Genomic DNA, 26,430 nt, shown 5'->3' on the forward strand with positions numbered 1-26,430 from the left:
TCCCTCCGGCCGCTCCCCACGCGAGCGCCGCCGGACCGTGGAGCCCCACCGAGAAAACGTTAGGAATGATGCTGTGCCGTTGACTGCCGAGGTCAAGGACGAACTGGCCAGGGTCGTCGTGAACCGCAACACGGTCCGCGCCGCCGAACTCGCGACTATCCTGCGGTTCGCGGGCGGCCTGCACGTCATCTCGGGCAGGATCGCCGTCGAGGTCGAGCTCGACACCCGCATCATCGTGCACCGGGTGCGCAAGGACCTCGCCGAGCTGTACGGCGTCCGTTCCGAGGCGAGCGTCGGCTCGTCCGCGTCCTCGCGCCGCGGCACCCGCTACCTGGTCCGCGTGCTCGAGGCGGGGGAGACCCTCGCACGCCAGACCGGGCTCATGGACGCGCGTCGTCGTCCGGTCCGGGGCCTGCCGAACCGTCTGACCACGGGGAACCGCGAGGACCTCGCGGCCATCTGGCGCGGGGCGTTCCTCGCCTCGGGCACCCTCACCGACCCGGGTCGTGCCGCAGCGCTCGAGGTCACCTGCCCGGGCAACGAGGCCGCCATGGCGCTCGTCGGTGCGGCCTCGCGCCTCGGCATCGCCGCGAAGGGTCGCGAGGTCCGCGGGGTGCACCGGGTCGTCATCCGCGACGGCGAGGCGATCGGCCAGATGCTCACCGTCATGGGTGCGGCTCGCACGACCGCGGACTGGGAGGAGATGCGGCAGCGTCGGGAGGTCCGAGCCACCGCCAACCGGCTCGTCAACTTCGACGACGCCAACCTCCGTCGGTCGGCGCAGGCCGCCGTGGCCGCCTGCGCCCGGGTCGAGCGCGCGCTCGAGATCCTCGGCGACGAGGTGCCCGACCACCTCAAGTACGCCGGCTCGCTGCGGCTGCAGCACCGGGACGCGTCGCTCGACGAGCTCGGCCAGCACGCCGAGCCGCCGATGACGAAGGACGCCATCGCGGGGCGCATCCGCCGCCTGCTCGCGATGGCCGACAAGAAGGCGTCGGACCTCGGCATCCCGGGCACCGAGGCGAGCGTGCCGGAGGAGCTCGAGGGGGCCTGATCGGTCACGTCCCCACGTCCTGACGGGAGGTGCGGTGTCAGCTGGCACTGCGCCTCCCGTCCGTCTGTGGTGACCGTCCGGACGGACCGTCATCCGGCACGGGCGCGCAGTGTCCGGCTGCTAGGGTCGTTACGGCGACGTTACGGGGCGTATCGTCCACCACACGTGGGCCCGAAGGGTCCGCGACTCCGAAAGCAGCGCCCCTCCGGGGCGCTCCACACCCACCAGGAGATCCATTGACCGTCAAGATCGGTATCAACGGCTTCGGCCGTATCGGCCGTAACTTCTTCCGGGCCGCCCTCGCCAAGGGCTCCGACCTCGAGATCGTGGCGGTGAACGACCTCACCGACAACGCGGCGCTCGCCAACCTGCTCAAGTACGACTCGATCACCGGCAAGCTCCCGGCGACGGTCGAGCTCGACGGCGACAACATCGTCGTCGACGGCAAGGCCATCAAGGTCCTGGCGGAGCGCGACCCCGCCAACCTCCCCTGGGGCGAGCTGGGCGTCGACATCGTCATCGAGTCGACCGGCTTCTTCACCAAGGCGGCGGACGCCAAGAAGCACATCGACGCGGGTGCCAAGAAGGTCATCATCTCCGCCCCGGCGACGGGTGACGACGTGACGATCGTGCTCGGCGTGAACGAGGACACCTACGACGCCGCCAACCACCACATCATCTCGAACGCGTCCTGCACCACGAACAGCCTCGCGCCGCTCGCCAAGGTGTTCAACGACAAGTTCGGCATCGAGCGCGGTCTCATGACGACGGTGCACGCGTACACCGCCGACCAGAACCTGCAGGACGGCCCGCACAAGGACCCGCGCCGTGCCCGCGCCGCCGCCCTGAACATCGTCCCGACCTCGACCGGTGCGGCGAAGGCGATCGGCCTGGTCCTCCCGGAGCTCGCCGGCAAGCTCGACGGCTTCGCGCTCCGCGTCCCGGTCCCCACCGGTTCGATCACCGACCTCACCCTCGAGACGAAGTCCGAGGTCACGGTCGACGAGATCAACGCCGCCTACAAGGAGGCCGCCGAGGGGCCGCTCAAGGGCATCCTGCTCTACAGCGAGGACCCGCTGGTGTCGACCGACATCCAGTCGGACCCGCACTCCTCGATCTACGACGCCGGCCTCACCAAGGTCATGGGCGGCCTCGTGAAGATCACGTCGTGGTACGACAACGAGTGGGGCTACTCGAACCGCCTGGTCGACCTCACCGAGTTCGTCGGCGAGCGCCTGTAACGCATGGCCCTCCGCACCCTCGAGGACCTCGGCGACCTCGCCGGCAAGCGCGTCGTCGTCCGCTGTGACCTGAACGTCCCGCTCAAGGACGGCACGATCACGGACGACGGCCGCGTCCGGGCCTCGCTCACGACCCTGAACACCCTCGTCAACGCCGGCGCACGCGTCATCGTGGTCTCGCACCTCGGTCGCCCGGACGGCGAGCCGAAGCCGGAGTACTCGCTCGCGCCGGTCGCGCAGCGGCTCTCGGAGCTGCTCGGGAAAGAGGTCACGTTCGTCGGCGAGACCGTCGGCGACGAGGCGACCGCGGCCGCCGAGGACCTCGAGGACGGTGACGTCCTGCTGCTCGAGAACCTCCGGTTCAACCCGGAGGAGACCTCGAAGGACGCCGCCGTGCGCACGGAGTTCGCCGAGCGGATCGCGGCGCTGGGCGACGCGTTCGTGTCGGACGGCTTCGGGGTCGTGCACCGCAAGCAGGCCTCGGTCTACGAGCTCGCGTCGGCGCTGCCGTCGGCGGCGGGCTCGCTGATCGAGACCGAGCTCTCGGTGCTCGAGCGACTCACGACGGACCCGGAGCGGCCGTACACCGTCGTCCTCGGCGGCTCGAAGGTCAGCGACAAGCTCGGCGTCATCGACCACCTCCTGCCGCAGGTCGACACGCTCTGCATCGGCGGCGGCATGCTCTTCACGTTCCTCGCGGCCCAGGGCCACGGGGTCGCGAAGTCGCTGCTCGAGCAGGACCAGCTCGACACCGTGCGCGGGTACCTCTCGCGGGCGCAGGAGCTCGGTGTGACGATCGACCTGCCGACCGACGTCGTGGTGGCCTCGGGCTTCGCGGCGGACGCCGACCACGAGACCGTCGCGGCCGACGCGATCGAGTCGTCGTCGTTCGGCGCCGACGGCATCGGGCTCGACATCGGCCCGGAGACGGCAGCGCGGTTCGCGTCCGCGGTGTCCGGTTCGAAGACGGTGTTCTGGAACGGCCCGATGGGCGTGTTCGAGTTCCCCGCGTTCGCAGCCGGCACGAAGACGGTCGCGCAGGCGCTCACCGAGGTCGACGGCCTCGGGGTCGTCGGCGGCGGTGACTCCGCGGCGGCCGTCCGGTCGCTCGGGTTCTCCGACGACCAGTTCGGACACATCTCGACCGGTGGCGGCGCGAGCCTCGAGTTCCTCGAGGGCAAGTCGCTCCCCGGTCTCGAAGCACTGGGGTGGACCCGATGACCCGCACACCGCTCATCGCCGGCAACTGGAAGATGAACCTGGACCACCTCCAGGCCATCGCCACCGTCCAGAAGCTCGCGTGGACGCTCAAGGACGCACGGCACGACCACGACGAGGTCGAGGTCGCGGTGTTCCCGCCGTTCACCGACCTGCGGAGCGTCCAGACGCTGATCTCGGCCGACAAGCTGTCGATCCGGTTCGGCGCCCAGGACCTGTCACCGCACGACTCCGGTGCCTACACCGGTGACGTCTCGGGTGCGTTCCTGGCAGCCCTCGACGCCCAGTACGTGATCGTCGGCCACTCCGAACGTCGGACCATGCACGGTGAGACGGACGAGGTCGTCGCCGCGAAGACCGCCGCCGCGATCCGGCACGGTCTCGTGCCGGTCGTCTGCGTCGGCGAGACCGGCGAGCAGCGTGAGGAGCGCGGCGCGGGTGTCGTCGCGGTCGAGCAGCTGCAGGTCGTCCTCGACGCCGTCAAGCCGGCGGAGATCGTCGTGGCGTACGAGCCCGTCTGGGCGATCGGTTCCGGCCAGGCCGCCACGGCCGAGCAGGCGCAGGAGGAGTGTGCGGCGATCCGTCGTGGCATCGCCGCCGCCTGGGGTGACGAGGCCGCAGCCGCGACCCGCATCCTGTACGGCGGTTCGGTGAAGTCGGGCAACATCGCCGGCTTCCTCCGCGAGCCCGACGTCGACGGTGCGCTCGTCGGCGGAGCGTCGCTCGACGTGCAGGAGTTCGCGGCGATCGCGCGCTTCCGGCAGCACGTCGGACTCTGACCCACCCGGACGAGCCGGCCGCCCCGTGCGGTCGGCTCGTCCCACGCCCGGCCGGTCGGGCCCGGGGGCGACACGTCCTCGGTATACTCGTACGGCTGACTGACACGAAAGGTACGTCGTGGCGATTCTCTCCGTCGTGCTGCAGGTCCTGCTCGCGATCACGAGCCTCCTGCTCACGCTCCTCATCCTGCTGCACAAGGGCCGCGGTGGCGGCCTGTCCGACATGTTCGGCGGCGGTGTGACGAGCAACCTCGGGGCGTCCGGCGTCGCCGAGCGAAACCTCAACCGCATCACGGTGATCCTCGGGCTGATCTGGATCATCTCGATCATCGTGCTCGGTCTCATCAACAAGTTCACGACGGGGAGCTGACACATGGCAACAGGAGGCAGCGCCATCCGTGGCTCGCGCGTGGGCGCGGGGCCGATGGGGGAGCAGGACCGCGGGGTCCAGGCCGAGCGGGTGGCGATCTCGTACTGGGACGCCCTCGGCAACGAGGTCGTGCGGTACTTCGCCGCCGGACTGCCCGACGACGAGATCCCGGAGACGGTCGACTCGCCGTCCACGGGGCTCCCGGCCGGCCGCGACAAGGACAACCCGCCGCAGGTCGCGAAGACCGAGCCGTACAAGACGCACCTCGCGTACGTCAAGGAGCGTCGTACCGAGGAAGAGGCAGCGCAGCTCCTCGAGGACGCGCTCCAGCAGCTCCGCGCGCGACGCGGCACCGCCTCGAAGTAGGCGACTCGCACGGCAGAAGGCCCCCGTACCGAACCGGTACGGGGGCCTTCGTGTGTCCGAGCGCGCGCTGTCCCAGTGGATGTGCACGTGCGCGCGCCAGGCCCGCGACGCTGAGGTTCCACGACTCGCCGCGGGGTCAACGCCGAGGTTCCACAGACCGGCTCGCGAAACGCCCGGATGCCGCAATTCTGGAACTTCGCCCGCGGGACCGCTCGGCGCGACGGCGCGACGGCGCGACGGCGCGAGCAGCGCGACCAGCGCGAGCAGCGCGAGCCCGCGCCACCACGAACAGACGGGAGGCGCGGTGCCAGCCGGCACCGCGCCTCCCGGCCGTCAGGTCTCGCGTCTAGTAGGTCGACGCGATGAGGTTCTCGGGGACGTCCCGCGCCGCGTCCTGGTCGACGAAGAACACGGTGCGCTTCCGTCCCTGCACGCCGCCCACGGGGACCTCGTCCACGGCGGCGCCGGCCAGGGCGAGGCCGAGCACCGATGCTTTCTCGGCGCCGGACAGGATCACCCAGACGCGCTGCGAGGCGTTGATGACCGGGAAGGTCAGCGTGAGGCGCTGCGGCGGCGGCTTGGGGGAGTCGTCGACCGACACGACGGCGCGGTCGGTGACGGCGAGCTGTGGGAACTCGGGGAACAGCGACGCGGTGTGACCGTCGGGGCCGACGCCGAGGAGCGTGATGTCGAAGCGCGGGGCGACGGCTCCCTCGGGGGCGGCGTCCTGGAGCTCGCGCTCGTACTGCAGCGCGGCGTCCTCGATCGAGAGGCCGGCGTCGGACGCGGCGATCCGGTGGATGTTCGACGCCGGGATGTCGACGTGGTCGAAGAAGTCCGTCTGCGTCCCGACGTCGTTGCGGTCGGCGTCCCCGGCCGGCACCCAGCGCTCGTCCACCCACCACACGTGCACCTTCGACCAGTCGACACTCTCGCGGGCCTGGGACTGCCCGATGGCCGCGAGGACCAGGGTCGACACCGAGCCACCGCTGATCGCGATGTCGGCGCGCACCTGCTCGTCGAGGACGTCGATGATCTTGGTGATGAAGCGTGCGGCGACCGACGCGCCGAGGGCCTGCTTGTCGGGGTGCACCAGCACCCGCCGTTCGTTGGTCACGTGACTCCCGTGTTCAGGTCGGCGGGCCGGAGCGGACCGCCTTCGGTCCGACCGGGACCCTCGGTGCTGCCGAGGGTCCCGGTCGTGCAGGGTGTTCAGCCGGCGATCGACTCGCGGAGCTGGGGTACCCCGTGCTCGACGACGTCTCCGAAGAGCACGTCGGGGTCGAGTCTACGGAGTTCCTCGGCGAGGCAATCGCGCAGGTTGCGGCGGGGGAGCGACAGGTCGTGCGTCGGCTGACCCGGCATCGACAGGGTCGCCACGTCGACGAGGGAGCGCTCGAGCTCGATCGTCCCGGACTCGCGCACGAGCTTGACGCCGTGGATGCCGCTCGAGCCCGTCGCACGGGGCGAGGTCACGACCGACACCGGGACCTCGAGCCGCAGCTGCAACCACGCCGCGAGCAGGATCGTCGACGGGCTGTCGAACGCCCCCGACACCTCGACCGCGGTGACCGGCTCGTACGGCGGCTGGTCGAGCGCCGCGGCGAGCTGGTTGCGCCACAGGGTCAGTCGCGTCCAGGCGAAGTCGGTGTCGCCGGGCACGTAGGACGCGCCGAGCGCCGCGATGGCCTCGTTCGGGTCCTTCTGCGCCGCGGCGTCCGTGATGCGCCGTTGGGCGATGCGGCCCAGTGCGGACTCGGACGGCTTCGACGGGGCGGCGTCGGGCCACCAGGCGACCACCGGGGCGTCCGGCAGGAGCAGTCCGGTGACCAGGCTCTCCTCGTCCGTCGCGGTCTCGCCGTAGGCACGGAGGACGATGACCTCGCTCGCGCCCGCGTCGCTTCCGACGCGGATCTGCGCGTCGAGGCGCCCGGGCGACTTCGTGTCGCCCTCGTTCTTCGAGACGATGATGACGCGCATCGGGTGCTCGCGCGAGGCTTCGTTCGCCGCGTTGATCGCCTCTTCCTCGTGCCCGAGGGCCGTGGAGATGATCAGCGTCAGGACGCGGCCGAGTGCGACCGCGCCGCCCTCCTCGCGGATGTGGACGAGCTTCTTCTGGATCTTCGAGACCGTGGTGTTCGGCAGGTCGATCTTCATGGACGCCTCCAGGTCCGGCCGTCGCGGGCGAGCAGGGCATCGGCGGACGCCGGGCCCCACGTGCCGGGACGGTACTGCTCGGGCTGGCCCTGCGTGGCCCAGAACTCCTCGATCGGGTCGAGGATCTTCCACGACAGTTCCACCTCTTGGTGACGCGGGAACAGGGGCGGGTCGCCGAGGAGCACGTCGAGGATGAGTCGTTCGTACGCCTCGGGCGAGGCCTCGGTGAACGCGTGGCCGTAGCCGAAGTCCATCGTCACGTCGCGCACCTGCGTGCCGACGCCGGGGACCTTCGAGCCGAAGCGGAGCGTGACGCCCTCGTCGGGCTGCACGCGGATGACGAGCGCGTTCTGCCCGAGCGGCGACTGCGGGATGCCGAAGACGTCCTCGGGGACACGCTTGAACACGATCGCGATCTCGGTGACGCGGCGGCCGAGACGCTTGCCGGCGCGCAGGTAGAACGGGACGCCCTGCCACCGACGGGTCGCGATGTCGAGCTTGATCGCGGCGTAGGTCTCGGTGCCCGACTGCGGGTCCATGCCCGCCTCCTCGAGGAAGCCGAGCACCTTCTCGCCGCCCTGCCACCCGCCGGCGTACTGGCCGCGGGCCGTCGCGGTGGACAGGTCCTCGGGCAGGCGGACCGCGGAGAGCACCTTCTCCTTCTCGGCGCGCAGGTCGGCGGCCTTGAACGAGACGGGCTCCTCCATCGCGGTGAGCGCGAGGAGCTGCAGCAGGTGGTTCTGGATGACGTCGCGGGCCGCGCCGATGCCGTCGTAGTACGCCGCACGTCCGGCGACGCCGATGTCCTCGGCCATCGTGATCTGCACGTGGTCGACGTAGTTCGAGTTCCAGATGGGTTCGTACATCTGGTTCGCGAACCGGAGCGTCAGGAGGTTCTGGACGGTCTCCTTGCCGAGGTAGTGGTCGATGCGGAACACGTCGTCCGGCGCGAACACGCTCTCGACGATCGCGTTCAGCTCGCGCGCGGTGCGGAGGTCCGAACCGAACGGCTTCTCCACCACGACGCGGCTCCACGAGCCGTCGCGCTTCTCGGTGAGACCGGAGACCTTGAGCTGCTCGGTCACGACCGGGAACATCTTCGGCGGGATCGACAGGTAGAAGGCGTGGTTGCCGAGCGTGCCGCGCTGGGCGTCGAGCTCGTCGACCGTGCGCTTGAGCTCCGTGAACGCCTCGGGGTCGTCGAACGAGCCCTGCACGAAGCGGATGCCCTGTTCGAGCTGCTTCCAGACGGCCTCGTCGAAGGGGGTGCGGGAGTGGTCCCGGACCGCGTCGTGCACGAGCTGGGAGAAGTCCTGGTCCTCCCAGTCGCGCCGGGCGAACCCGACGAGCGCGAAGCCCGGCGGCAGCAGGCCCCGGTTCGCGAGGTCGTAGACCGCGGGCATCAGCTTCTTGCGGGACAGGTCGCCCGTCACGCCGAAGATGATGAGGGTGCTGGGCCCCGCGATCCGGTTCAGACGTCGGTCGGTCGGCAGCCGGAGCGGATTGTGCTCCGGGGTGATCGCCACCGGTGACATGAGTCGGTGAACTCCTTACGAGTCAGAGGGAGACGGCGGCGCGCAACGCTGCGGTGGCAGCGGCGACGTCCGACGTCGTGAGGGTCAGGACCGGCCGGCCGTGCTGCGCGAGCACGCTCGCGTCGCCGGCGGCCTGGGCCTGGATGAGACGGCCGAACGTGAACGGGCGACCCGGGATCGCCAGGTCCTCCGCCTCGTCGGCCACGATCTGCAGGAAGACGCCGTTCGCCGGCCCGCCCTTGTGGTACTGCCCGGTCGAGTGCAGGAACCGCGGGCCGTACCCGAGCGTGACGGGTCGGCCGCTGCGCGCCGCGAGGGCGTCACGCAGCGACTCGAGGCCGCTGTCCGCGGTGCGGTCCACGTACGCCTGCACGGCCAGGTAGCCGGTGGCGTCGAGTTCGGACAGGAGGGCCGTCACGGCTTCCGCGATCGTCGTCCCGACCGACAGGCCCTCCGTCGCGCGGACGGCGGTGCCGTCCGCGGTGAACGCGGGCTCGGCGGGGGTGGGGCGGTCGTCGAGCAGCGCTCGGGCGGCGACCTTGGCGGCCTCCACGTCGGGCTGGTCGAACGGGTTGACGCCGATGAGCCGCCCGGCGACGGCGACGGCGTACTCCCACACGAGGAACTGGCCGCCGAGGGTGCCGTCGATCTCGACCTCGTCCGCGGCGACGTGTCGTTCGTCGTCGCGGGAGCCCACGATGCGGACGACCTGCAGATCGGGCAGGCCGGCGGCGACCTCGGGGGCGCCGGGGGTGAGGACGACGGGGAGCAGGCCCCTGCCGTCCTTGCCCGTGCTCTCCGCGAGGAGCTGCTCGACCCAGTCGCCGAAACCGACGATGTGGGTGCCGTCGGGAACGAGGCCGATCTTAGCCACCGTCGGGTCGATGGTCGTGAGGGCGGCCCCGAGCACGAGGCCGGGGTTCTCGTCGGTGTCCACTGCGAGGAGCACCGAGATGGCGTCCGCCTCGTCGAGGAGCTCAGCGATGTCGGCACCGGCGAGGCCGGACGGCACGAGGCCGAACGCGGTCAGTGCCGAGAACCGTCCGCCGACGGTCGGGTCCGCGGTGAACACGCGGTAGCCGGCGTCGTGTGCGAGCTGCTCGAGCGAGGAGCCCGGGTCGGTGACGACGACGATCCGTGACGCGGGGTCGATCCCCGCGTCACGGAACGCCTGTTCGTACACACGACGCTGCGAGTCCGTCTCCAGCGTGGAGCCGGACTTCGACGAGACCACGAGCACGGTGCGCTCGAGGTCGTGTCCCACCGCCGCCCGGACCTGTGCCGGGTCGGTCGAGTCGAGCACCGTCAGCGGGACGCCGTACGTCCGCGCGATCACCTCGGGCGCCAGCGACGAGCCGCCCATGCCGGCGAGGACGACGTGGTCGACCCCGTCGGCGGCGAACCGCTCGCGCAGCGCGGTGATCTCCGCGACGAGCGGACGGGAGACCGCGACGGCCTCCGTCCACCCGAGACGCCCCGACGCCTCCGCCTCGGCGGCAGGACCCCAGAGCTCGGGGTCCTGCGCCGTGATGCCCGACGCGACCAGGTCGGCGACGAGCTGCGGGACCACCTGTTCGATGGTCCGCGCAGCCGCGCCCCTGGCGGCGATGGAGACGGTCACGCTACTTCGCGCCCTCGAGGGCCGTCTTCACGGTGTCGACGAGCTCGCCCCAGGAGACGTTGAACTTGTCCACGCCCTCCTTCTCGAGCAGCGCCACGACCTCGTCGTAGCTGATGCCCTGCGCGGCGATCTGGTCGAGGACCTCCTGCGCGGCGTCGTACGAGCCGGCGATGGCGTCGCCGTGGATCTCGCCGTGGTCGAACGTCGCGTCGAGCGTCTTGCCGGGCATGGTGTTGACGGTGTTCGGCGCGGCGAGCTCGGTCACGTAGAGCGTGTCGGGCAGCGACGGGTCCTTGACACCGGTCGAGGCCCACAGCGGACGCTGCGTGTTCGCGCCGGCCTCGAGGAGACCCAGGGCGCGCTCGGTGGCGAACGCCTCGGTCCAGACCTGGTACGCGAGCTGCGCGTTGGCGATGCCGGCCTTCGACTTCAGGGCCTTGGCCTCGTCGGTGCCGACGGCGTCGAGGCGCTTGTCGATCTCGGTGTCGACGCGCGACACGAAGAACGAGGCGACCGAGTGGATCTTCGAGAGGTCGTGGCCGGCGGCCTTGGCCTTCTCGAGCCCGCCCAGGTAGGCGTCGATCACGGCGCGGTAGCGCTCGAGCGAGAAGATCAGGGTCACGTTGACCGAGATGCCGGCACCGATGACCTCGGTGATGGCCTCCAGACCCTCGACGGTCGCCGGGATCTTGATGAGGACGTTCTCGCGGCCGACCTTGTCGAACAGGAACTTCGCCTGCTCGATGGTCTTCTGGGTCTCGTGCGCGAGGCCCGGCTCGACCTCGATCGAGACGCGGCCGTCGAAGCCCTTGGTCTCGTCGTAGATCGGCTTGAACACGTCGGACGCGTTCGCGACGTCCTGGGTCGTGATCTCGAAGATCGCGTCCGTGACGTCGGTGCCCGCCGCGGCGAGCTCCTTGACCTGCGCGTCGTAGCGCTCGCCCTTGGCGAGGGCGGACGCGAAGATCGTCGGGTTCGTGGTGACGCCGACGACGTTCTTCTCGGCGATGAGCTGCTCGAGCTTGCCGGTCTCGAGGAGCTCGCGCGAGAGGTCGTCGAGCCAGATGCTGACGCCGACCTCGGAGAGGGCGGCGGTGGGGGTGGTCTCAGCCATGTGTGTGTCTTCTTCCTTCATCGGCCGTCTGGCCGTGGGCCGTGCGGTCGTGGTCTGGTGGGGGACCGGGAGGCGCGTGGCGGGGCCGAGCCGCGCCTCCCGGCAGAAGGGCCGGATCCGGGTGACCGGACCCGGCCCTGGTGGGTCAGGAAGCCGCGATCGATTCCTTCGCGGCGGCGACGACGTGCTCCGTCGTGAAGCCGAACTCCTGGAAGAGCGTCTGGTAGTCGGCCGAGGCACCGAAGTGCTCGATCGAGACGCTGCGGCCCTTGTCGCCGACGATGTCGCGCCAGCTCATCGCGATCCCGGCCTCGACGGAGACGCGGGCGGTGACGGCGCGCGGCAGGACCTGCTCGCGGTAGTTCTCCGACTGCTCGAAGAACCACTCGAGCGACGGCGCGCTCACGACGCGGGCGTTGATGCCCTCGCCCTTGAGCTGCTCGCGGGCGTCGAGGGCGATCTGCACCTCGGAACCCGTGCCGATCAGGATGACGTCCGGGGTGCCGTTCGGCGCCTCGGCCAGGACGTAGGCGCCCTTCGCGACGTTCTTCGCCGACGCGAGGGTCTCGCCGGAGGCCTCGCCCTCGCCGCGCTCGAAGACGGGGAGGTTCTGACGGCTCAGCGCGATGCCGGCCGGGCGGTCCTTGTGCTTGAGCATCTCGAGCCAGGCGTACGAGACCTCGTTGGCGTCGGCCGGACGGACGACGTCGAGACCCGGGATCGCACGGAGCGCGGTGAGCTGCTCGATCGGCTGGTGCGTCGGGCCGTCCTCACCGAGGGCGACGGAGTCGTGCGTCCACACGTAGATCGCCGGCGCCTTCATGAGCGCGGCGAGACGGACCGCCGGGCGCATGTAGTCGCTGAAGATGAGGAAGGTGCCGCCGAAGGGACGGGTGTTCCCGTGCAGGACGATGCCGGACAGGATCGAGCCCATCGCGTGCTCGCGGATGCCGAAGTGCAGCACGCGGCCGTACGGGTCGGTGCTCCACGTCTTGGTCGAGGCCTCGGCCGGACCGAAGGACTTGGCACCCTCGATCGTGGTGAGGTTCGACTCGGCGAGGTCGGCCGAACCGCCCCAGAACTCGGGCATGAGGGGCGCGATCGCGTTGATGACCTTGCCCGAGGCGGCGCGGGTCGAGACGGCCTTCTCGGTGGAGAACACCGGGAGCGCTTCCTCGAGGCCCTCGGGGAGCTCGCCGGCGTTGATGCGGTCGAGCATCGCCTTCTTCTCCGGGTTGGCCGAGGCCCACGCGTCGAAGGTCTTCTGCCACTCGGCGTGCTCCGCCTGGCCCTTGGCGACGGCGCCGCGGGTGTACTCGAGCACCTCGGGGTCGACGTGGAAGGTCTGCTCCGGGTCGAAGCCGAGGACCTCCTTGAGGCCCTTGAGCTCCTCGCCGCCGAGGGCGGAGCCGTGGATCTTGCCGGAGTTCTGCTTGGTGGGCGACGGCCAACCGATGATGGTCTTCAGGACGATGAGCGACGGCTTCGTCGTCTCGGCCTTGGCGGCCTCGACCGCGCGGTACAGCTCCTCGACGTCCTCGGAGTACTCGCCGGTCTTCTTCCAGTCGACGTGCTGCACGTGCCAGCCGAGCGCCTCGTAGCGGGCGGCGACGTCCTCGGAGAACGCGATGTCGGTGTCGTCCTCGATGGAGATCTGGTTCGAGTCGTAGAACACGACGAGACGGCCGAGCTGCTGCCGACCGGCGAGGCTCGCGGCCTCGTTGGTGACGCCCTCCTGCATGTCACCGTCGCCGGCGATCACGTAGGTGAAGTGGTCGAAGGGGGACTCGCCGTCAGCGGTCTCCGGGTCGAACAGGCCGCGCTCGAAGCGCTGCGCGTAGCCGAAGCCCACGGCGGACGCCAGGCCCTGGCCGAGCGGGCCGGTGGTGATCTCGACGCCGTCGGTGTGACCGTACTCCGGGTGACCCGGGGTCTTCGAACCCCACTTGCGGAGGTGCTGCAGGTCCTCGAGCTCGAGGCCGTAGCCGTGCAGGTAGAACTGCACGTACTGCAGGATCGAGGCGTGACCGGCGGACAGGATGAAGCGGTCACGACCGATCCAGGTGGAGTCGCTGGGGTCGCGACGCATCACCTTCTGGAAGAGCAGGTGGGCGACCGGCGCGAGGCTCATCGCGGTACCGGGGTGACCGTTGCCGGCGGCCTCGACCGAGTCGGCGGCGAGTACGCGGGCCGTGTCGACGGCCTTCTTGTCGATGGCGTCCCAGGTGAATTCAGCCACTTGGATGTTGACCCTTCTTGAATGCGACATGTGCGAGGGCTCGTGCCATCGCACGGACATGATCACCATCCCGGGACCGGCGCTCGGGTCGCCGTCGGGCGGCGGCCGACCGGCTCGTCGCGGCTCACGTCTTCGGGGCACGCTCTGCGGGAGGCCTCTCCAGCATAGTGACCATGCACTCAGAGAGCGTTCAGATGACGCGGGTCGCAGCCGGTGGTCGTCACGTGCGCCGATCGTGCGGTGCAGCGCTCCAACGGCCGGGCTGCCGATCACTCGGGCGTGTCGGGTCGGACACGGTATGCCGTGCAGGACCCGGCCGACGCAGGGTCGCCCGATCCGGATGGCGGGCGGGGCATCGTCGCGGCGCCTCGATGGCCTAAACTGACACCGGCCCGTGTGCATTCCGGGTCGACGCACGCCCGGACGACGACGGAGCCGTCCACCGAGTGTGCGAGCTGACGCGAACAGACTGAGGTTCCCTTGCCCACTGCCACCGTGACCCGGCCGGACACCGATCGACCCCGATCGACGCTCGCGCGCAAGGTCCGGGCGTACGTCTCGCTGACGAAGCCCCGGGTGATGGAGCTGCTCCTCGTCACGACGGCGCCGACGATGTTCCTCGCCGCGCGCGGGGTGCCGGACCTGTGGCTCGTGTTCTGGACGATGCTCGGCGGCGCCATGTCCGCCGGGTCGGCGTCGGCGTTCAACTGCTACATCGACCGCGACATCGACCGGCTCATGAAGCGGACGAGCAAGCGGCCGCTCGTGACGGGGGAGCTGTCCGACCGCGAGGCCCTCGTGTTCTCCTGGACGCTCGCCGTGCTCTCGACCGCGGTCCTCGGCCTCCTGGTCAACTGGCTCGCCGCCGCGCTCAGCGTCGTCGCGATCCTGATCTACGTCTGCGTCTACACGCTCTGGCTCAAGCGCCGCACCCCGCAGAACATCGTCTGGGGCGGCTCGGCGGGCTGCATGCCGGTGCTGATCGGCTGGGCGGGTGTCACGGGGTCGCTGTCGTGGGAGCCGGTCATCCTGTTCATGGTGATCTTCCTCTGGACCCCGCCGCACTACTGGCCGCTGTCGATGAAGTACCGGGACGACTACGACGCGGCCGAGGTCCCGATGCTCGCGGTGGTGCGCGGCCGCACGGTCGTCGGCTTGCAGGTCGTCCTCTACGCGTGGGCGACGCTGGTCTGCTCGCTGCTGCTCGTCCCGGTGGGGCACATGGGGCCGCTCTACACGGTCGTCGCACTGGCCGCGGGGATCTGGTTCGTCGTGGAGTCGCACCGGCTGTACTCGCGGGCGATCCAGCACGTCGAGCAGGTGCACCCGATGCGCGTCTTCCACAGCTCGATCACGTACCTGACGCTGCTCTTCATCGCGGTGGGCATCGACCCGCTGCTGCCGCAGGTCTTCAGCTTCTAGGGGCGTCGGCCCCGCTGCCTGTCCCGGCGAAACGCGCGCGTTTCGCCGGGACACTCGTCGTTCGACGCGTGTTCCGTCGACGTCGTGGTGCGTGTCGGACGGGAGGCGCGTGGCGGGCTGGCGCCGCGCCTCCCGTCCGGGCGGGGTGCGTCAGCGCACGGGGCGCGCGCGGTGCGACGAAGCGCGCGTCGTTCGACGCGCGTTCCGTCGACGTCGTGGTGCGTGTCGGACGGGAGGCGCGTGGCGGGCTGGCCCGCGTCTCCCGTCCGGGTCGGGTGCGTCAGCGCAGGAAGCGCGCGCGGTGCGACGAAGCGCGCGTCGTTCGACGCGCGCTTCGTCGGACGGCCGACGCCGCTCAGGCCGCGAGCGGCTCGCGGACCGCGTCGCGGCCCGCACTCTCCCGGGTCGAGAGGACGACCGCCGTGGTGGCCGCGACCAGCAGCCCGGCGAGGACCATGTGGGTGCCGACCAGGCCGACCGGCAGACCGGTGCGGGCCTGGGTGAGGCCCACCGCGATCTGCACGAACTCGACCACGAGCAGCGCCAGCGGCCAGCGGCTCGAGATGCGGAGGCGGACGGCGCCGACGACGAGGACGAGCGTGAGGGCGAAGAGCGCGTAGGCCGGGACGGCGTGCACGTGCTCCATGATCGCCGGGTCGAAACCGGTGCGGTGCAGGCGTCCGCCGTCGACGGCTTCGTCAGCGCCCGCGTGCGGGCCGCTGCCGGTCGTCAGGATGCCGACGAGGACCGTGACCGCGACGGCCGCGACGGTGCCCCGCACGACGTTCGTGTACCAGGCCGGGACGAGCCGGACGGCGGTGCGCGGACCGTTCAGCGCCCGGTAGACCAGCGCGGCGGTGACCGAGGTCAGTGCGGCCGAGACGACGAAGTGCAGGCCGACGACGAACGGGTTGAGGTTCGTCCAGACGCTGATGCCGCCGAGGAGCGCCTGACCGGGGATCGCGGCGCCCTGGGCGAACGCGAGCCAGAACAGCTCGGGGCGGGTGCGTCGCATGCGGACGACCGCGAGGAACGTGGCGATCGCGACCACCACGAGCACGAAGGTGAGCAGCCGGTTGCCGAACTCGATGATGCCGTGCACGCCCATCTCCGGCGTGGACACGAGCGAGTCCGCGGTGCACTTCGGCCAGGTCGGGCAACCGAGCCCGGAGGCCGTCAGCCGGACGAGTCCGCCGGTGCCGATCAGGACGACCTCGACGACGAACGACGCCCAGGCCAGCCAGATCACGCGACGGTCGACGGTTCGGGGGAGGGACCACCACGGGGTGCGGACGTCCGGTTCGACGGGGGATGCGACGCGGGTCACGAGGGCGGTGCCTTCCTGTTGTTCCGGGCGGTGAACCTGTAGGATTCGAGGGTTCAGCGGCAGTCAAGTCTAGGCAGGCGCCGGCTCGGAATGGGCCGTGATCGTCACGCCGGCACAGGACCGCGTGGAACCATAGACGTTGCGAGGCAGCAGCGCCCTGGCCGACCGTGTCGGTGGTCCGGGGTGGAATGGCGTCCAGCCGTGCCGGGTTGTTCCCGGAGACGCTGCCGCGAGAAGGAAACGAGGAGACCATGTCCGACGTGCTCATCGACCGTCCCGAGCTCGAAGGGCTCGGCCAATACGAGTTCGGCTGGTCCGACTCCGACTCGGCAGGAGCCTCCGCGCGTCGTGGTCTCTCGGAGGAAGTGGTCGCCGACATCTCGGCCCGCAAGTCCGAGCCGGAGTGGATGACGAAGAACCGGTTGAAGGCGCTCACGCTCTTCGACCGGAAGCCGATGCCCTCGTGGGGCGCGGACCTGTCGGAGATCGACTTCGACAACATCAAGTACTTCGTGAAGTCGACGGAGAAGCAGGCCCAGACCTGGGAAGAGCTCCCTGAGGACATCCGCAACACCTACGAGCGCCTGGGCATCCCGGAGGCCGAGCGCCAGCGCCTCGTCGCCGGTGTCGCCGCCCAGTACGAGTCCGAGGTCGTCTACCACCAGATCCGCGAGGACCTGGAGCAGCAGGGCGTCATCTTCATGGACACCGACACGGCGCTGCGCGAGCACCCGGAGTTCTTCGAGGAGTACTTCGGCACCGTGATCCCCGCCGGCGACAACAAGTTCGCCGCGCTGAACACGGCCGTCTGGTCGGGCGGCTCGTTCGTCTACGTCCCCAAGGGCGTCCACGTCGAGATCCCGCTGCAGGCCTACTTCCGGATCAACACCGAGAACATGGGCCAGTTCGAGCGGACGCTGATCATCGCCGACGAGGACTCCTACGTCCACTACATCGAGGGCTGCACGGCTCCGATCTACAAGTCGGACTCGCTGCACTCCGCGGTCGTCGAGATCATCGTCAAGAAGAACGCCCGCGTCCGCTACACGACCATCCAGAACTGGTCGAGCAACGTCTACAACCTCGTCACCAAGCGCGCCATCGCGCACGAGGGCGCCACGATGGAGTGGATCGACGGCAACATCGGGTCCAAGGTCACGATGAAGTACCCGTCGATCTACCTGGCCGGCGAGCACGCCAAGGGCGAGACCCTCTCGGTCGCGTTCGCGGGCCCGGGCCAGCACCAGGACGCCGGCGCGAAGATGATCCACATGGCGCCGTACACGACGTCGTCGATCGTCTCGAAGTCGATCGCGCGCGGCGGCGGGCGTGCGGGGTACCGCGGTGAGGTCCGGGTGGACCCGAACGCGCACCACGCCGCCAACACCGTGCGGTGTGACGCGCTGCTCGTCGACACGGTCAGCCGTTCCGACACGTACCCGGCGATCGACATCCGCGTCGACGACGTCCAGCTCGGCCACGAGGCCACGGTCTCGCGCGTCAGCGAGGAGCAGCTCTTCTACCTCATGTCCCGCGGCCTGCCCGAGGACGAGGCGATGGCGATGATCGTGCGCGGCTTCATCGAGCCGATCGCCCGCGAGCTCCCCATGGAGTACGCGCTCGAACTCAACAAGCTCATCGAGATGAGCATGGAAGGATCCGTCGGCTAGATGTCCAGCACCACCGAACAGCCCAGCACCGCCGCGACCGGCGGTACCGAGCAGCACGGCGCACGTGCGCACTCCGACGGCGGGTGGGACTCGGCCGACAAGAAGGTCCCCGTCCAGACCCGGTCGGAGCGCTTCCGCTCCGCCGACCTCGACGCGTTCCCGACCGTCACCGGCCGCGAGGTGAACTGGAAGTTCGCGCCGCTCGCGAAGCTCCGGCCGCTGCTCGACGGCGGTCTGGACGGCGCGCCGTACCCGTACCTGGCACGCCAGTCCGAGGGCGCCGACGTCGAGTGGGTCCGCAGCGACGACCAGCGCGTCGGTTCGGCCGGGCTCCCCGAGGACCGTGCGTCCGCGGCCGCCTGGGCGGCTCGCGACGCCGTCCTCGCGGTCACCGTGAAGCCGACCGAGCAGCACGAGTTCATCACGATCACGCGGTCGGACTTCGGTCCGCAGCCGCGCGCGGCCCACACCGTGATCACGGCCGAGGCGAACGCGCAGGGCATCGTCGTGATCGACAACCGCGGCTCGGCGCTCCTCAGCGAGAACGTCGAGATCGTCGTGCGCGACAACGCACGGCTCACCGTCGTCAGCCTGCAGGACTGGGACGACGACGCGGTGCACGTCTCGACGCACTTCGCCGAGGTCGGCCGCGACGCCTTCCTCAAGCACGTGGTCGTCTCGCTCGGCGGCGACGTCATCCGGGTGAACCCGTCGACGCACCTCGGTGCGCAGGGCGCCGACACCGAGATGTACGGCGTGTACTTCGCCGACGCCGGTCAGTACATCGAGCAGCAGGTCTACGTGAACCACGACGCGCCGAACACGCGCGGCCGGGTCAACTACAAGGGCGCGCTGCAGGGCGAGGGCGCGCACACGGTGTGGATCGGCGACGTGCTCATCAGCCGCCCGGCCGACGGCACCGACTCGTACGAGCAGAACCGCAACCTCGTCCTGACCGACGGCACGCGGGCGGACAGCATCCCGAACCTCGAGATCGAGACCGGCAACATCGAGGGTGCCGGCCACGCCAGCGCCACCGGTCGGTTCGACGACGAGCAGCTGTTCTACCTGCAGGCCCGCGGCATCCCCGAGGAAGAGGCCCGGCGGCTCGTCGTGCTCGGCTTCCTGGTCGAGGTCATCCAGAAGATCGGTGCGCCCGAGCTCGAGGAGCGCCTGATCGCGGCGGTCGAGGAAGAGCTGGCTGCCGGCCGCTCGGTCATCGCCGAGGCGGACCCCGAGACCGTCGAGGCGGACCCCGAGACCGCACAGGCAGACGCCTGATGGCCGAGAAGGTCTGCGCCGAGGCCGACATCGCGGTCGACAGCCCGATGCGGGTCGTCGTCGACGGCACCGCGGTGGCGATCGTGAAGGACTCCGCGGGCGTCGTGCACGCCATCGGGGACACCTGCACGCACGGCGACATCTCCCTGGCGGAGGGCTTCGTCGAGGGCGATTCGCTCGAGTGCTGGGCACACGGGTCGAAGTTCTCGCTCACGACCGGCAAGCCGCAGAACTTCCCCGCCTACGAACCGGTGCCGGTGTTCCGCGTCGAGGTCCGTGACGGCGACGTCTACGTCGACGTGCACGACATCGTCCCGGTCGACTGAGCGACCCCCACTCTCTTCCGCGGCTGACGCCGCACACCAGCTGCAACCGAAGGAACGCAATGTCCACTCTCGAAATCCGCGACCTCCAGGTCTCGATCGACACCGACCAGGGCACCAAGGAGATCCTCAAGGGGGTCGACCTCACCATCAACGAGGGCGAGATCCACGCGATCATGGGGCCGAACGGCTCCGGCAAGTCCACGCTCGCGTACACGATCGCCGGCCACCCGCGCTACAACGTCGACGGCGGCTCGATCACCCTCGACGGCGAGGACGTCCTCGCGATGAGCGTCGACGAGCGCGCCCGTGCCGGTATGTTCCTCGCGATGCAGTACCCCGTGGAGATCCCCGGTGTGACCGTGTCGAACTTCCTCCGCACCGCGAAGACCGCGATCGACGGCGAGGCGCCGGCACTCCGCGGCTGGGTGAAGGACCTCCGCCAGTCGATGTCGGACCTCAAGATGGACAGCTCCTTCGCCGAGCGCAACGTCAACGAGGGCTTCTCCGGCGGCGAGAAGAAGCGGCACGAGATCATGCAGCTCGAGCTCCTCAAGCCGAAGTTCGCGGTGCTCGACGAGACCGACTCCGGCCTCGACGTCGACGCGCTGAAGATCGTTTCCGAGGGCGTCAACCGTGCCAAGGCCGCGACGGGCCTCGGCGTGCTGCTCATCACGCACTACACGCGCATCCTCCGCTACATCAAGCCGGACTTCGTGCACGTCTTCGTGGCGGGCAAGGTCGCCGAGCAGGGCGGCCCCGAGCTGGCCGAGCGGCTCGAGAACGAGGGCTACGACCGCTACGTGCAGGCCGCAGCGGCGGGCAACTGATGATCACCGCACTCTCCCCGGAGAAGTTCGACGAGGTCGTCGAGGGCCTCAAGGAGGTCCAGGACCCCGAGCTCGGCGTCAACATCGTCGACCTCGGGCTGATCTACGACCTCGCGATGGACGACGAGGCGAACGCGCTCGTGATCAGCATGACGCTGACGAGTGCGGGCTGCCCGCTCACCGATGTCATCGAGGGCGACACGGCGAACGCCCTCGACGGCATCGTGGACGCGTTCCGGATCAACTGGGTCTGGATGCCGCCCTGGGGTCCAGAGCGGATCACGGACGACGGGCGCGAGATGATGCGTGCGCTCGGGTTCTCGATCTAGACGCCACCACGGTCGGACGGGAGGCGCGGTGCCAGCAGGTGCCGCGCCTCCCGTCCGTCGTGTGGGTGCGTTGCTTCCAAGCCGAGCATGTCAGCAGGTCCGGCCTGGTCGCACGAAGTGTCGCGCGGCGCGCCAAGGGGCGACCCGTTGGGCGACCGCGACGGCATCCGCGCGGCATGCCGTGCGACCGCGTGGGCGGCCACGCGGGCGTTGGTCCGGGCCCCGGAGCGCGGCTCCGGTGCATGGTCGTCCCTCCGCCCCGGAGTTCCACGACTCGCCGCGTGCCGTCCACCGAGGTTCCGCGCGGGAACGAGAAAACGGCCGAGGTTCCGGAATTTCGGAACCTCGGCCGTTAGGCGGAACCTCGGCCGCTACGCCGTGCGGTGGCGACTCAGCGCCGGCCGAGTGCCTTCCACGCCAGCGACAGCGCGCCCGCCGCGATGAGGGCCTTCGCCACCCCGCCGACGATGAACGGGTAGAAGCCCGCCGCGAGCACGGACTGCAGGTCGTTCGGTGCTCCGAGCTGGCCGAGGACGACCGCGAGCCACGGCAGACCGAACACGAACGGGATCGCGCTTGCGAGCAGCATGGCCCCGGCGGCGCGGACGAAGTGCTTGTCCCAGTCGCGCTCGGCGAGCCAGCCGACGACACCCGCGGCGACGACGAAGCCGATGACGTACCCGAAGCTCGGGGACGTGAGCGACGCGAGGCCGCCCGCGTGGTCCGCGAACACCGGCAGGCCGAGGAGACCGACCACGGCGTACAGCAGCAGCGACAGCGTGCCGCGGCGAGCACCGAGGGACGCACCGACGAGGACGACAGCGAGGGTCTGCCCGGTCATCGGCACCGGCCACATCGGGACCTCGACCTGCGCCATGCCCGCGGTGAAGAGCGCACCGCCGGCGATCAGTGCGGCGTCGGTGGCGAGGCCGCGCGTGCGCAGACGGTCGGCGAGGACTGCGCGGGGAGCGAACCCGGTGGCGTTCGTCATGGATTCTCCTAGAATGGACTGCTGGTCCCGTTCCGGAACCATCGGTCCCGTCAGCGTAGCGGTGCACCTCCCGCACACACCGTTGTGCACATCCACCAACTGATTGGACGTCCTCTGTGCTTGCCGTGCACGAACTCGAGATCCGCGTCGGAGCCCGTCTCCTCATGGAGAACGTCTCCTTCCGCGTCGAGAAGGGCGACAAGATCGGCCTGGTCGGCCGCAACGGTGCCGGCAAGACCACGATGACCAAGGCCCTCGCGGGGGAGACGCAGCCGACCGGCGGCAAGATCGAGCGCACCGGCGAGATCGGGTACCTGCCGCAGGACCCCCGCTCCGGCAACCCGGAGGACACCGCCCGAAAGCGCATCCTCGATGCCCGAGGGCTCGGTGAGCTCGTGGAGGGCATCCGCCTGGCGACCGAGGCGATGGCGAGCGACGACCCCGAGGTCGCCGAGAAGGCGATGCGCCGGTACACGCGGCTCGACGACCAGTTCAACGCCCTGGGTGGGTACGCGGCCGAGGCCGAGGCGGCCTCGATCGCCTCGAACCTCAAGCTGCCGGACCGCATCCTCGACCAGCCGCTCAAGACGCTCTCCGGTGGTCAGCGCCGCCGCATCGAGCTCGCCCGCATCCTGTTCTCGGACGCCGAGACGATGATCCTGGACGAGCCGACGAACCACCTCGACGCCGACTCGATCGTCTGGCTCCGTGAGCACCTCAAGACCTACCCGGGCGGCGTCATCGTGATCTCCCACGACGTCGAGCTCGTCGACGAGGTCGTCAACCGCGTGTTCTACCTCGACGCGAACCGGCAGTGCATCGACGTCTACAACATGGGGTGGAAGCTCTACCAGCGGCAGCGTGCCGCCGACGAGGAGCGGCGCCGCAAGGAGCGCGCGAACGCCGAGAAGAAGGCCGCGACCCTCAAGGACCAGGCCGCCCGGTTCGGTGCGAAGGCCACGAAGGCCGCCGCGGCGCACCAGATGGTGGCCCGCGCCGAGAAGCTGCTCGCCGGACTCGAGGACGAGCGTGCCGTCGACCGGGTCGCCAAGCTGCGCTTCCCGACCCCGGTCGCGTGCGGGCGCACCCCGCTCATGGCCGAGGGGTTGTCGAAGTCGTACGGGTCGCTCGAGATCTTCGCGGGACTCGACCTCGCCATCGACCGGGGCTCGCGGGTGGTCATCCTCGGGTTCAACGGTGCCGGGAAGACGACGCTGCTCCGCATCCTCGCGGGCGCCGACCAGCCGGACACGGGGGAGATCCTCCCCGGCCACGGGCTGCGCATCGGCTACTACGCGCAGGAGCACGAGAACATCGACGTGAACCGCACCGTGATCGAGAACATGGTCTCGGCGTCGCCGAACCTGACGGAGACCGAGGCTCGACGCGTCCTCGGCTCGTTCCTGTTCACCGGCGACGACGGCTACAAGAAGGCGGGTGTGCTGTCCGGTGGTGAGAAGACGCGTCTGTCGCTGGCGATGATCGTCGTGTCCGGTGCGAACGTGCTGCTGCTCGACGAACCGACCAACAACCTCGACCCGGCCTCGCGTGAGGAGATCCTCGGCGCCCTCGCCGGGTACGAGGGCGCGGTCGTGCTCGTCTCGCACGACGCGGGCGCGGTCGAGGCCCTCAACCCGGAGCGGGTCCTGCTGCTGCCGGACGGCACCGAGGACCACTGGAACAAGGACTACGCGGAGCTCGTCGAGCTCGCCTGAGTCGGTACGCGCGGTGCGCGCTGACGGACGGGAGGCCCGTGGCGACACCGCCACGGGCCTCCCGTCCGTCCGCTGGCCGCGTCAGCGGCGGATCCGCGGTCGCGCGCGTCAGGACCGCGCGTTGAGCAGCTCGTCCTCGATCTCGGCGTCCGACTTCGGGCGCGCGTCGCGACGGCGGCGCCGCTCCTCGGCGCGCTCCCGTTCCTCGGGGTCGTCCTGGTTGAGGTTCCGGTACTCCTGCACCATCAGGTACGCGAGGAACCCGAAGCCGCCGGCGGCGAACATGAACCACTGGATGAAGTAGCTGAGGTGGAGGCCGGTGTCGGCGGTCGGCCGGTCCCAGCCGAGCGGGCGGGCCTCGGTCGGGGCCGGGGACTCGGAGGCCAGCTGCCCGTAGGCGCCCGTCCAGATCGGCGTGTCGACCTTCTTCGCGACGTCCGCGAGCGTGACCGACTGGACCTGGTCGGTGTGCGCCGGGTCGGTCCGGCCGGGGATGCGCGGCTCGCTCTGCTGGAGGCGGGCGATGACCGTGACCTCGCCGCTCGGGGGAGCGGGAACGTGGTCGGGAGCGTCCTGCCGGTTGCCCGTGGGGACCCACCCACGGTCCACGATGAACGCACGTCCGTCGTCGGTGACGAGCGGGGTGAGCACCTCGAAGCCGGGTTGGCCGTTGTGCACCCGGTTGCGGACGAGGAGCTGGTCGCGGGTGTCGTAGCGGCCGGTGACGGTGACGCGGAGCCAGGTCTGTCCGTCGTTCCAGCTCGAGGCTCGCGGCAGTGCCTGGTCGAGCGGCACCGGGGTGTGGTCGTAGTTCTGCGCGACCTGTTCGTTCTCGCGCACGGCCTCGTTGCGGCGGTCCCACTGCCACATGCCGAACAGCGTGCACAGGACCGCGAAGGCGACGGCGATCGCGAAGTAGCCGACCCACCGACGGCTCCGGACGAACCGCCAGCCGACGAACGGCTCGTCGGGGTCGCGCTCGGTCGTGTCGGGACCGCGCTCGTCGGGACCGTGCCCGGTGCTGCCGGCCGGGACCGCCGCCGCGCGCTGCAGTTTCGCGGCGTACCGCCGGCCGTAGCGCGAGGCCGGGTCGAACCCGTCGCTCATCGGTCGGTGCCGGCGGCGCGCACCCCGACGTCGTTCTTCGGTCCGGCGTTCGGGTCACGGAGGTCGTCGAGACGGTCGACGTCCTCGTGCATGCCGGTGACCCGCACCGGGAACGCGCGCGAGCGGAGGTAGTCGGCGAGGAAGTCCCGGTGCTCGTCACACGCGGCCCAGATCTTCACCCGGTCGGTGGCGTGGATGCGCGGGTTCCGCCAGTTGACCCGCCACGCCGCGGTCTCCCCGCAGCCCGCCCGGGAGCACACGGGCGTCGAGCCGGGCTCGGTGAAGAGGTCGAACGTCGCTCCCATCAGCGCCTGCCACCTCGCGGGGGCCAGACGTTGGTGTGGTCACCGGACCGCTGCCACTCGTCCTGGTCGTGCTGTGCCTCGTGCCGCAGGCGGTCCTGCTCGTCGCGGTACGCCTGCGCCCGGGCGGCCTCCTGCTCCTCGCGGATGCGGACGTCGTCGGCGTCGTAGAGCGTGATGGCACCGGCGGGGGCGACGACGCGGCTCTCGGTGCGGTTGCCGGCGTTCGCGAGGATCACCGCGACCCAGGGGATCACACCGGCGAGGATGATCGGGATGACGACGAGCCAGGTGTGCCAGGCGGTCCAGACCAGGACCGCGGCGACGAAGCAGACCACGCGGACGGCCATCTGCCAGACGTAGCGGGAGAGTCGGTGCGCACGGTCTTGCTCCGGCGACTCGGGGAGGGCCGTGATGCTGTGCGAGGTCTTCATGCGGTTGTCCATCGTCTACCGGGTACAAGCCTAAGCCCGCGCCGCGCATTCCGGTTCAGCCGCGCTCGATCGGAGTGCGGGGATCGGCTCGGGTACGCTCGTCCGGGCGCGTCGGCCCCGACAGGGGCGCGGCGCGTCGGACTGTCACCACTCGATCGGAGCGACCATGACCACCCCCCGTACCGTCCTCGTCACCGGCGGCAACCGCGGCATCGGCCACGCCCTCGCCGCCCGTTTCGTCGCCGAGGGACACCGCGTGGCCGTGACCTCCCGCAGCGGCCAGGGTGGCCCCGAGGGTGCCCTCACGGTCCAGGCCGACATCACCGACACCGCCTCCGTCGACGCCGCCTTCACGCAGGTCGAAGCCGAGCTCGGTCCGGTCGAGGTGCTCGTCGCGAACGCCGGGATCACGAACGACCAGCTCCTCCTGCGCATGACCGAGGACGACTTCACGAGCGTGATCGACACGAACCTCACCGGCACGTTCCGGGTCGTCAAGCGCGCCACCAAGGGGATGATGAAGGCGAAGTTCGGCCGGATCGTGCTCATGTCGAGCGTCGTCGGGGCCTACGGCCAGGTCGGCCAGGTCAACTACGCCTCGTCCAAGGCCGCGCTCGTCGGCATGGCGCGCTCGATCACGCGCGAGCTGGGCTCCCGGAACATCACCGCCAACGTCGTGGCACCGGGCTTCATCCAGACCGACATGACGGCGTCGCTGCCCGACGAGCTCGTGGCCGAGTTCAAGAAGCAGATCCCGGCATCGCGGTACGGCACCGTCGACGACGTCGCCGACGCCACGCTCTTCCTGGCCGGTGATGGCGCCGGGTACATCTCGGGCGCGGTCATCCCGGTCGACGGCGGTCTGGGGATGGGGCACTAGCGAGCGCCGCCCCGTCGGCCGCCGTCGCCGTCGCGGCGGTCACCCGAGACTCGGCCAGTCGGACAGTTCCGGGGCGATCGGGCCGCGGAACTGTCCGCGGAGCCGAGTCTCGGCCCGCGGGGCCG

The 26,430-nt window shown here is 70.3% G+C and carries 25 protein-coding genes; 14 read left to right on the plus strand and 11 right to left on the minus strand.

Annotated features, from left to right (window positions below):
- Positions 1-73 precede the first annotated feature (73 nt).
- The 6 genes from whiA (at position 74) to Csp2054_RS15135 (ending at position 5,028) form a co-directional block, all read left to right on the plus strand.
- The gene (gene whiA, locus Csp2054_RS15110) at positions 74-1,054 is read left to right on the plus strand and encodes a DNA-binding protein WhiA (RefSeq protein WP_096900286.1); all 981 of its coding nucleotides are present in this window, start codon (positions 74-76) and stop codon (positions 1,052-1,054) included.
- 236 nt (positions 1,055-1,290) lie between these two features.
- The gene (gene gap, locus Csp2054_RS15115; protein ID WP_096900287.1) at positions 1,291-2,295 is read left to right on the plus strand and encodes a type I glyceraldehyde-3-phosphate dehydrogenase; all 1,005 of its coding nucleotides are present in this window, start codon (positions 1,291-1,293) and stop codon (positions 2,293-2,295) included.
- A gap of 3 nt (positions 2,296-2,298) precedes the next feature.
- Complete coding sequence (locus Csp2054_RS15120; RefSeq protein WP_096900288.1) at positions 2,299-3,516, plus strand: phosphoglycerate kinase; 1,218 nt, start codon at positions 2,299-2,301, stop codon at positions 3,514-3,516.
- Positions 3,513-4,292 (plus strand): triose-phosphate isomerase, encoded by a 780-nt coding sequence (gene tpiA, locus Csp2054_RS15125; protein WP_096900309.1) that lies wholly within the window; start codon positions 3,513-3,515, stop codon positions 4,290-4,292. The genes Csp2054_RS15120 and tpiA overlap by 4 nt, the downstream gene beginning before the upstream one ends.
- Positions 4,293-4,410: 118 nt before the next feature.
- Positions 4,411-4,662 carry a preprotein translocase subunit SecG gene (gene secG, locus Csp2054_RS15130; protein ID WP_096900289.1) on the plus strand — a complete coding sequence of 84 codons (252 nt, stop codon included), beginning with the start codon at positions 4,411-4,413 and terminating at the stop codon, positions 4,660-4,662.
- A gap of 3 nt (positions 4,663-4,665) precedes the next feature.
- Entirely contained in the window at positions 4,666-5,028 is a 363-nt protein-coding gene (locus Csp2054_RS15135; RefSeq protein WP_096900290.1) for an RNA polymerase-binding protein RbpA, read from the plus strand.
- 346 nt (positions 5,029-5,374) lie between these two features.
- On the opposite strand, the gene pgl is transcribed toward Csp2054_RS15135, so the two are convergent.
- The 6 genes from pgl to tkt form a co-directional block, all read right to left on the minus strand.
- Entirely contained in the window at positions 5,375-6,145 is a 771-nt protein-coding gene (pgl, locus tag Csp2054_RS15140) for a 6-phosphogluconolactonase (protein ID WP_096900291.1), read from the minus strand.
- Between the two features lie 95 nt (positions 6,146-6,240).
- Entirely contained in the window at positions 6,241-7,185 is a 945-nt protein-coding gene (locus tag Csp2054_RS15145; RefSeq protein ID WP_096900292.1) for a glucose-6-phosphate dehydrogenase assembly protein OpcA, read from the minus strand.
- Positions 7,182-8,720: a glucose-6-phosphate dehydrogenase gene (gene zwf / locus Csp2054_RS15150; RefSeq protein WP_096900293.1), complete on the minus strand. Its 1,539-nt coding sequence runs from the start codon at positions 8,718-8,720 to the stop codon at positions 7,182-7,184. The genes Csp2054_RS15145 and zwf overlap by 4 nt, the downstream gene beginning before the upstream one ends.
- Before the next feature lie 22 nt (positions 8,721-8,742).
- On the minus strand, positions 8,743-10,341 hold the full coding sequence (locus tag Csp2054_RS15155) for a glucose-6-phosphate isomerase (RefSeq protein WP_096900294.1): 1,599 nt from the start codon (positions 10,339-10,341) through the stop codon (positions 8,743-8,745).
- Position 10,342: 1 nt separating this feature from the next.
- A complete protein-coding gene (gene tal, locus Csp2054_RS15160; protein ID WP_096900295.1) occupies positions 10,343-11,455 on the minus strand; it encodes a transaldolase in 1,113 nt (370 codons plus the stop codon).
- 145 nt (positions 11,456-11,600) lie between these two features.
- On the minus strand, positions 11,601-13,694 hold the full coding sequence (tkt, locus tag Csp2054_RS15165) for a transketolase (protein WP_096900296.1): 2,094 nt from the start codon (positions 13,692-13,694) through the stop codon (positions 11,601-11,603).
- A 495-nt stretch (positions 13,695-14,189) separates the two neighbouring features.
- On the opposite strand from tkt, the gene Csp2054_RS15170 reads away from it, so the two are divergent.
- A complete protein-coding gene (locus Csp2054_RS15170) occupies positions 14,190-15,116 on the plus strand; it encodes a heme o synthase (protein WP_096900297.1) in 927 nt (308 codons plus the stop codon).
- Between the two features lie 355 nt (positions 15,117-15,471).
- Here the strand turns inward: Csp2054_RS15170 and Csp2054_RS15175 are convergent, their stop codons facing one another.
- Positions 15,472-16,443, minus strand: a complete 972-nt coding sequence (locus Csp2054_RS15175; RefSeq protein ID WP_096900298.1) for a COX15/CtaA family protein — start codon at positions 16,441-16,443, stop codon at positions 15,472-15,474.
- Positions 16,444-16,694: 251 nt separating this feature from the next.
- Between Csp2054_RS15175 and sufB the strand changes: the two genes are divergently transcribed.
- The 5 genes from sufB to Csp2054_RS15200 are packed head-to-tail and all read left to right on the plus strand — an operon-like array spanning position 16,695 to position 20,876.
- Positions 16,695-18,113: a Fe-S cluster assembly protein SufB gene (gene sufB, locus Csp2054_RS15180; RefSeq protein ID WP_096900299.1), complete on the plus strand. Its 1,419-nt coding sequence runs from the start codon at positions 16,695-16,697 to the stop codon at positions 18,111-18,113.
- Complete coding sequence (sufD, locus tag Csp2054_RS15185) at positions 18,114-19,394, plus strand: Fe-S cluster assembly protein SufD (protein ID WP_096900300.1); 1,281 nt, start codon at positions 18,114-18,116, stop codon at positions 19,392-19,394. It abuts the gene before it with no gap.
- Complete coding sequence (locus tag Csp2054_RS15190; protein ID WP_411897159.1) at positions 19,394-19,720, plus strand: non-heme iron oxygenase ferredoxin subunit; 327 nt, start codon at positions 19,394-19,396, stop codon at positions 19,718-19,720. The genes sufD and Csp2054_RS15190 overlap by 1 nt, the downstream gene beginning before the upstream one ends.
- Before the next feature lie 59 nt (positions 19,721-19,779).
- The gene (gene sufC, locus Csp2054_RS15195) at positions 19,780-20,547 is read left to right on the plus strand and encodes a Fe-S cluster assembly ATPase SufC (protein WP_096900301.1); all 768 of its coding nucleotides are present in this window, start codon (positions 19,780-19,782) and stop codon (positions 20,545-20,547) included.
- Positions 20,547-20,876 (plus strand): metal-sulfur cluster assembly factor, encoded by a 330-nt coding sequence (locus tag Csp2054_RS15200; protein WP_022902786.1) that lies wholly within the window; start codon positions 20,547-20,549, stop codon positions 20,874-20,876. The genes sufC and Csp2054_RS15200 overlap by 1 nt, the downstream gene beginning before the upstream one ends.
- Positions 20,877-21,267: 391 nt before the next feature.
- Here Csp2054_RS15200 and Csp2054_RS15205 read toward each other — a convergent pair whose 3' ends face one another.
- Positions 21,268-21,867, minus strand: coding sequence for a biotin transporter BioY (locus tag Csp2054_RS15205; RefSeq protein WP_096900302.1), 600 nt, complete (start codon positions 21,865-21,867; stop codon positions 21,268-21,270).
- Between the two features lie 116 nt (positions 21,868-21,983).
- Between Csp2054_RS15205 and Csp2054_RS15210 the strand changes: the two genes are divergently transcribed.
- On the plus strand, positions 21,984-23,582 hold the full coding sequence (locus tag Csp2054_RS15210; protein WP_096900303.1) for an ABC-F family ATP-binding cassette domain-containing protein: 1,599 nt from the start codon (positions 21,984-21,986) through the stop codon (positions 23,580-23,582).
- A gap of 108 nt (positions 23,583-23,690) precedes the next feature.
- Here the strand turns inward: Csp2054_RS15210 and Csp2054_RS15215 are convergent, their stop codons facing one another.
- From Csp2054_RS15215 to Csp2054_RS15225, 3 genes are read right to left on the minus strand one after another with little or no spacing between them, the layout of a single operon-like run.
- On the minus strand, positions 23,691-24,689 hold the full coding sequence (locus Csp2054_RS15215) for an SURF1 family protein (RefSeq protein ID WP_096900304.1): 999 nt from the start codon (positions 24,687-24,689) through the stop codon (positions 23,691-23,693).
- On the minus strand, positions 24,686-24,994 hold the full coding sequence (locus Csp2054_RS15220) for a hypothetical protein (RefSeq protein WP_411897160.1): 309 nt from the start codon (positions 24,992-24,994) through the stop codon (positions 24,686-24,688). Before Csp2054_RS15220 ends, Csp2054_RS15215 begins: the two co-directional genes overlap by 4 nt.
- A complete protein-coding gene (locus Csp2054_RS15225) occupies positions 24,994-25,425 on the minus strand; it encodes a DUF3099 domain-containing protein (RefSeq protein ID WP_176491745.1) in 432 nt (143 codons plus the stop codon). Before Csp2054_RS15225 ends, Csp2054_RS15220 begins: the two co-directional genes overlap by 1 nt.
- 166 nt (positions 25,426-25,591) lie before the next feature.
- Between Csp2054_RS15225 and fabG the strand changes: the two genes are divergently transcribed.
- Positions 25,592-26,305, plus strand: a complete 714-nt coding sequence (gene fabG, locus Csp2054_RS15230) for a 3-oxoacyl-ACP reductase FabG (RefSeq protein WP_096900306.1) — start codon at positions 25,592-25,594, stop codon at positions 26,303-26,305.
- The last annotated feature ends 125 nt before the right edge of the window (positions 26,306-26,430 follow it).

This window comes from Curtobacterium sp. 'Ferrero' (assembly GCF_002412165.1).
In the GTDB taxonomy this organism is placed as follows: Bacteria; Actinomycetota; Actinomycetes; order Actinomycetales; family Microbacteriaceae; genus Curtobacterium.

Coding starts and splice junctions, on each gene's coding strand:
- Csp2054_RS15120 (WP_096900288.1), top strand. CDS start 2,299: ATGGCCCTCCGCACCCTCGAGGACCTCGGCGACCTCGCCGGCAAGCGC.
- tpiA (WP_096900309.1), top strand. CDS start 3,513: ATGACCCGCACACCGCTCATCGCCGGCAACTGGAAGATGAACCTGGAC.
- Csp2054_RS15135 (WP_096900290.1), top strand. CDS start 4,666: ATGGCAACAGGAGGCAGCGCCATCCGTGGCTCGCGCGTGGGCGCGGGG.
- Csp2054_RS15145 (WP_096900292.1), bottom strand. CDS start 7,185: ATGAAGATCGACCTGCCGAACACCACGGTCTCGAAGATCCAGAAGAAG.
- zwf (WP_096900293.1), bottom strand. CDS start 8,720: ATGTCACCGGTGGCGATCACCCCGGAGCACAATCCGCTCCGGCTGCCG.
- tal (WP_096900295.1), bottom strand. CDS start 11,455: ATGGCTGAGACCACCCCCACCGCCGCCCTCTCCGAGGTCGGCGTCAGC.
- sufB (WP_096900299.1), top strand. CDS start 16,695: ATGTCCGACGTGCTCATCGACCGTCCCGAGCTCGAAGGGCTCGGCCAA.
- sufD (WP_096900300.1), top strand. CDS start 18,114: ATGTCCAGCACCACCGAACAGCCCAGCACCGCCGCGACCGGCGGTACC.
- Csp2054_RS15190 (WP_411897159.1), top strand. CDS start 19,394: ATGGCCGAGAAGGTCTGCGCCGAGGCCGACATCGCGGTCGACAGCCCG.
- sufC (WP_096900301.1), top strand. CDS start 19,780: ATGTCCACTCTCGAAATCCGCGACCTCCAGGTCTCGATCGACACCGAC.
- Csp2054_RS15200 (WP_022902786.1), top strand. CDS start 20,547: ATGATCACCGCACTCTCCCCGGAGAAGTTCGACGAGGTCGTCGAGGGC.
- Csp2054_RS15205 (WP_096900302.1), bottom strand. CDS start 21,867: ATGACGAACGCCACCGGGTTCGCTCCCCGCGCAGTCCTCGCCGACCGT.
- Csp2054_RS15215 (WP_096900304.1), bottom strand. CDS start 24,689: ATGAGCGACGGGTTCGACCCGGCCTCGCGCTACGGCCGGCGGTACGCC.
- Csp2054_RS15220 (WP_411897160.1), bottom strand. CDS start 24,994: ATGGGAGCGACGTTCGACCTCTTCACCGAGCCCGGCTCGACGCCCGTG.
- Csp2054_RS15225 (WP_176491745.1), bottom strand. CDS start 25,425: ATGAAGACCTCGCACAGCATCACGGCCCTCCCCGAGTCGCCGGAGCAA.
- fabG (WP_096900306.1), top strand. CDS start 25,592: ATGACCACCCCCCGTACCGTCCTCGTCACCGGCGGCAACCGCGGCATC.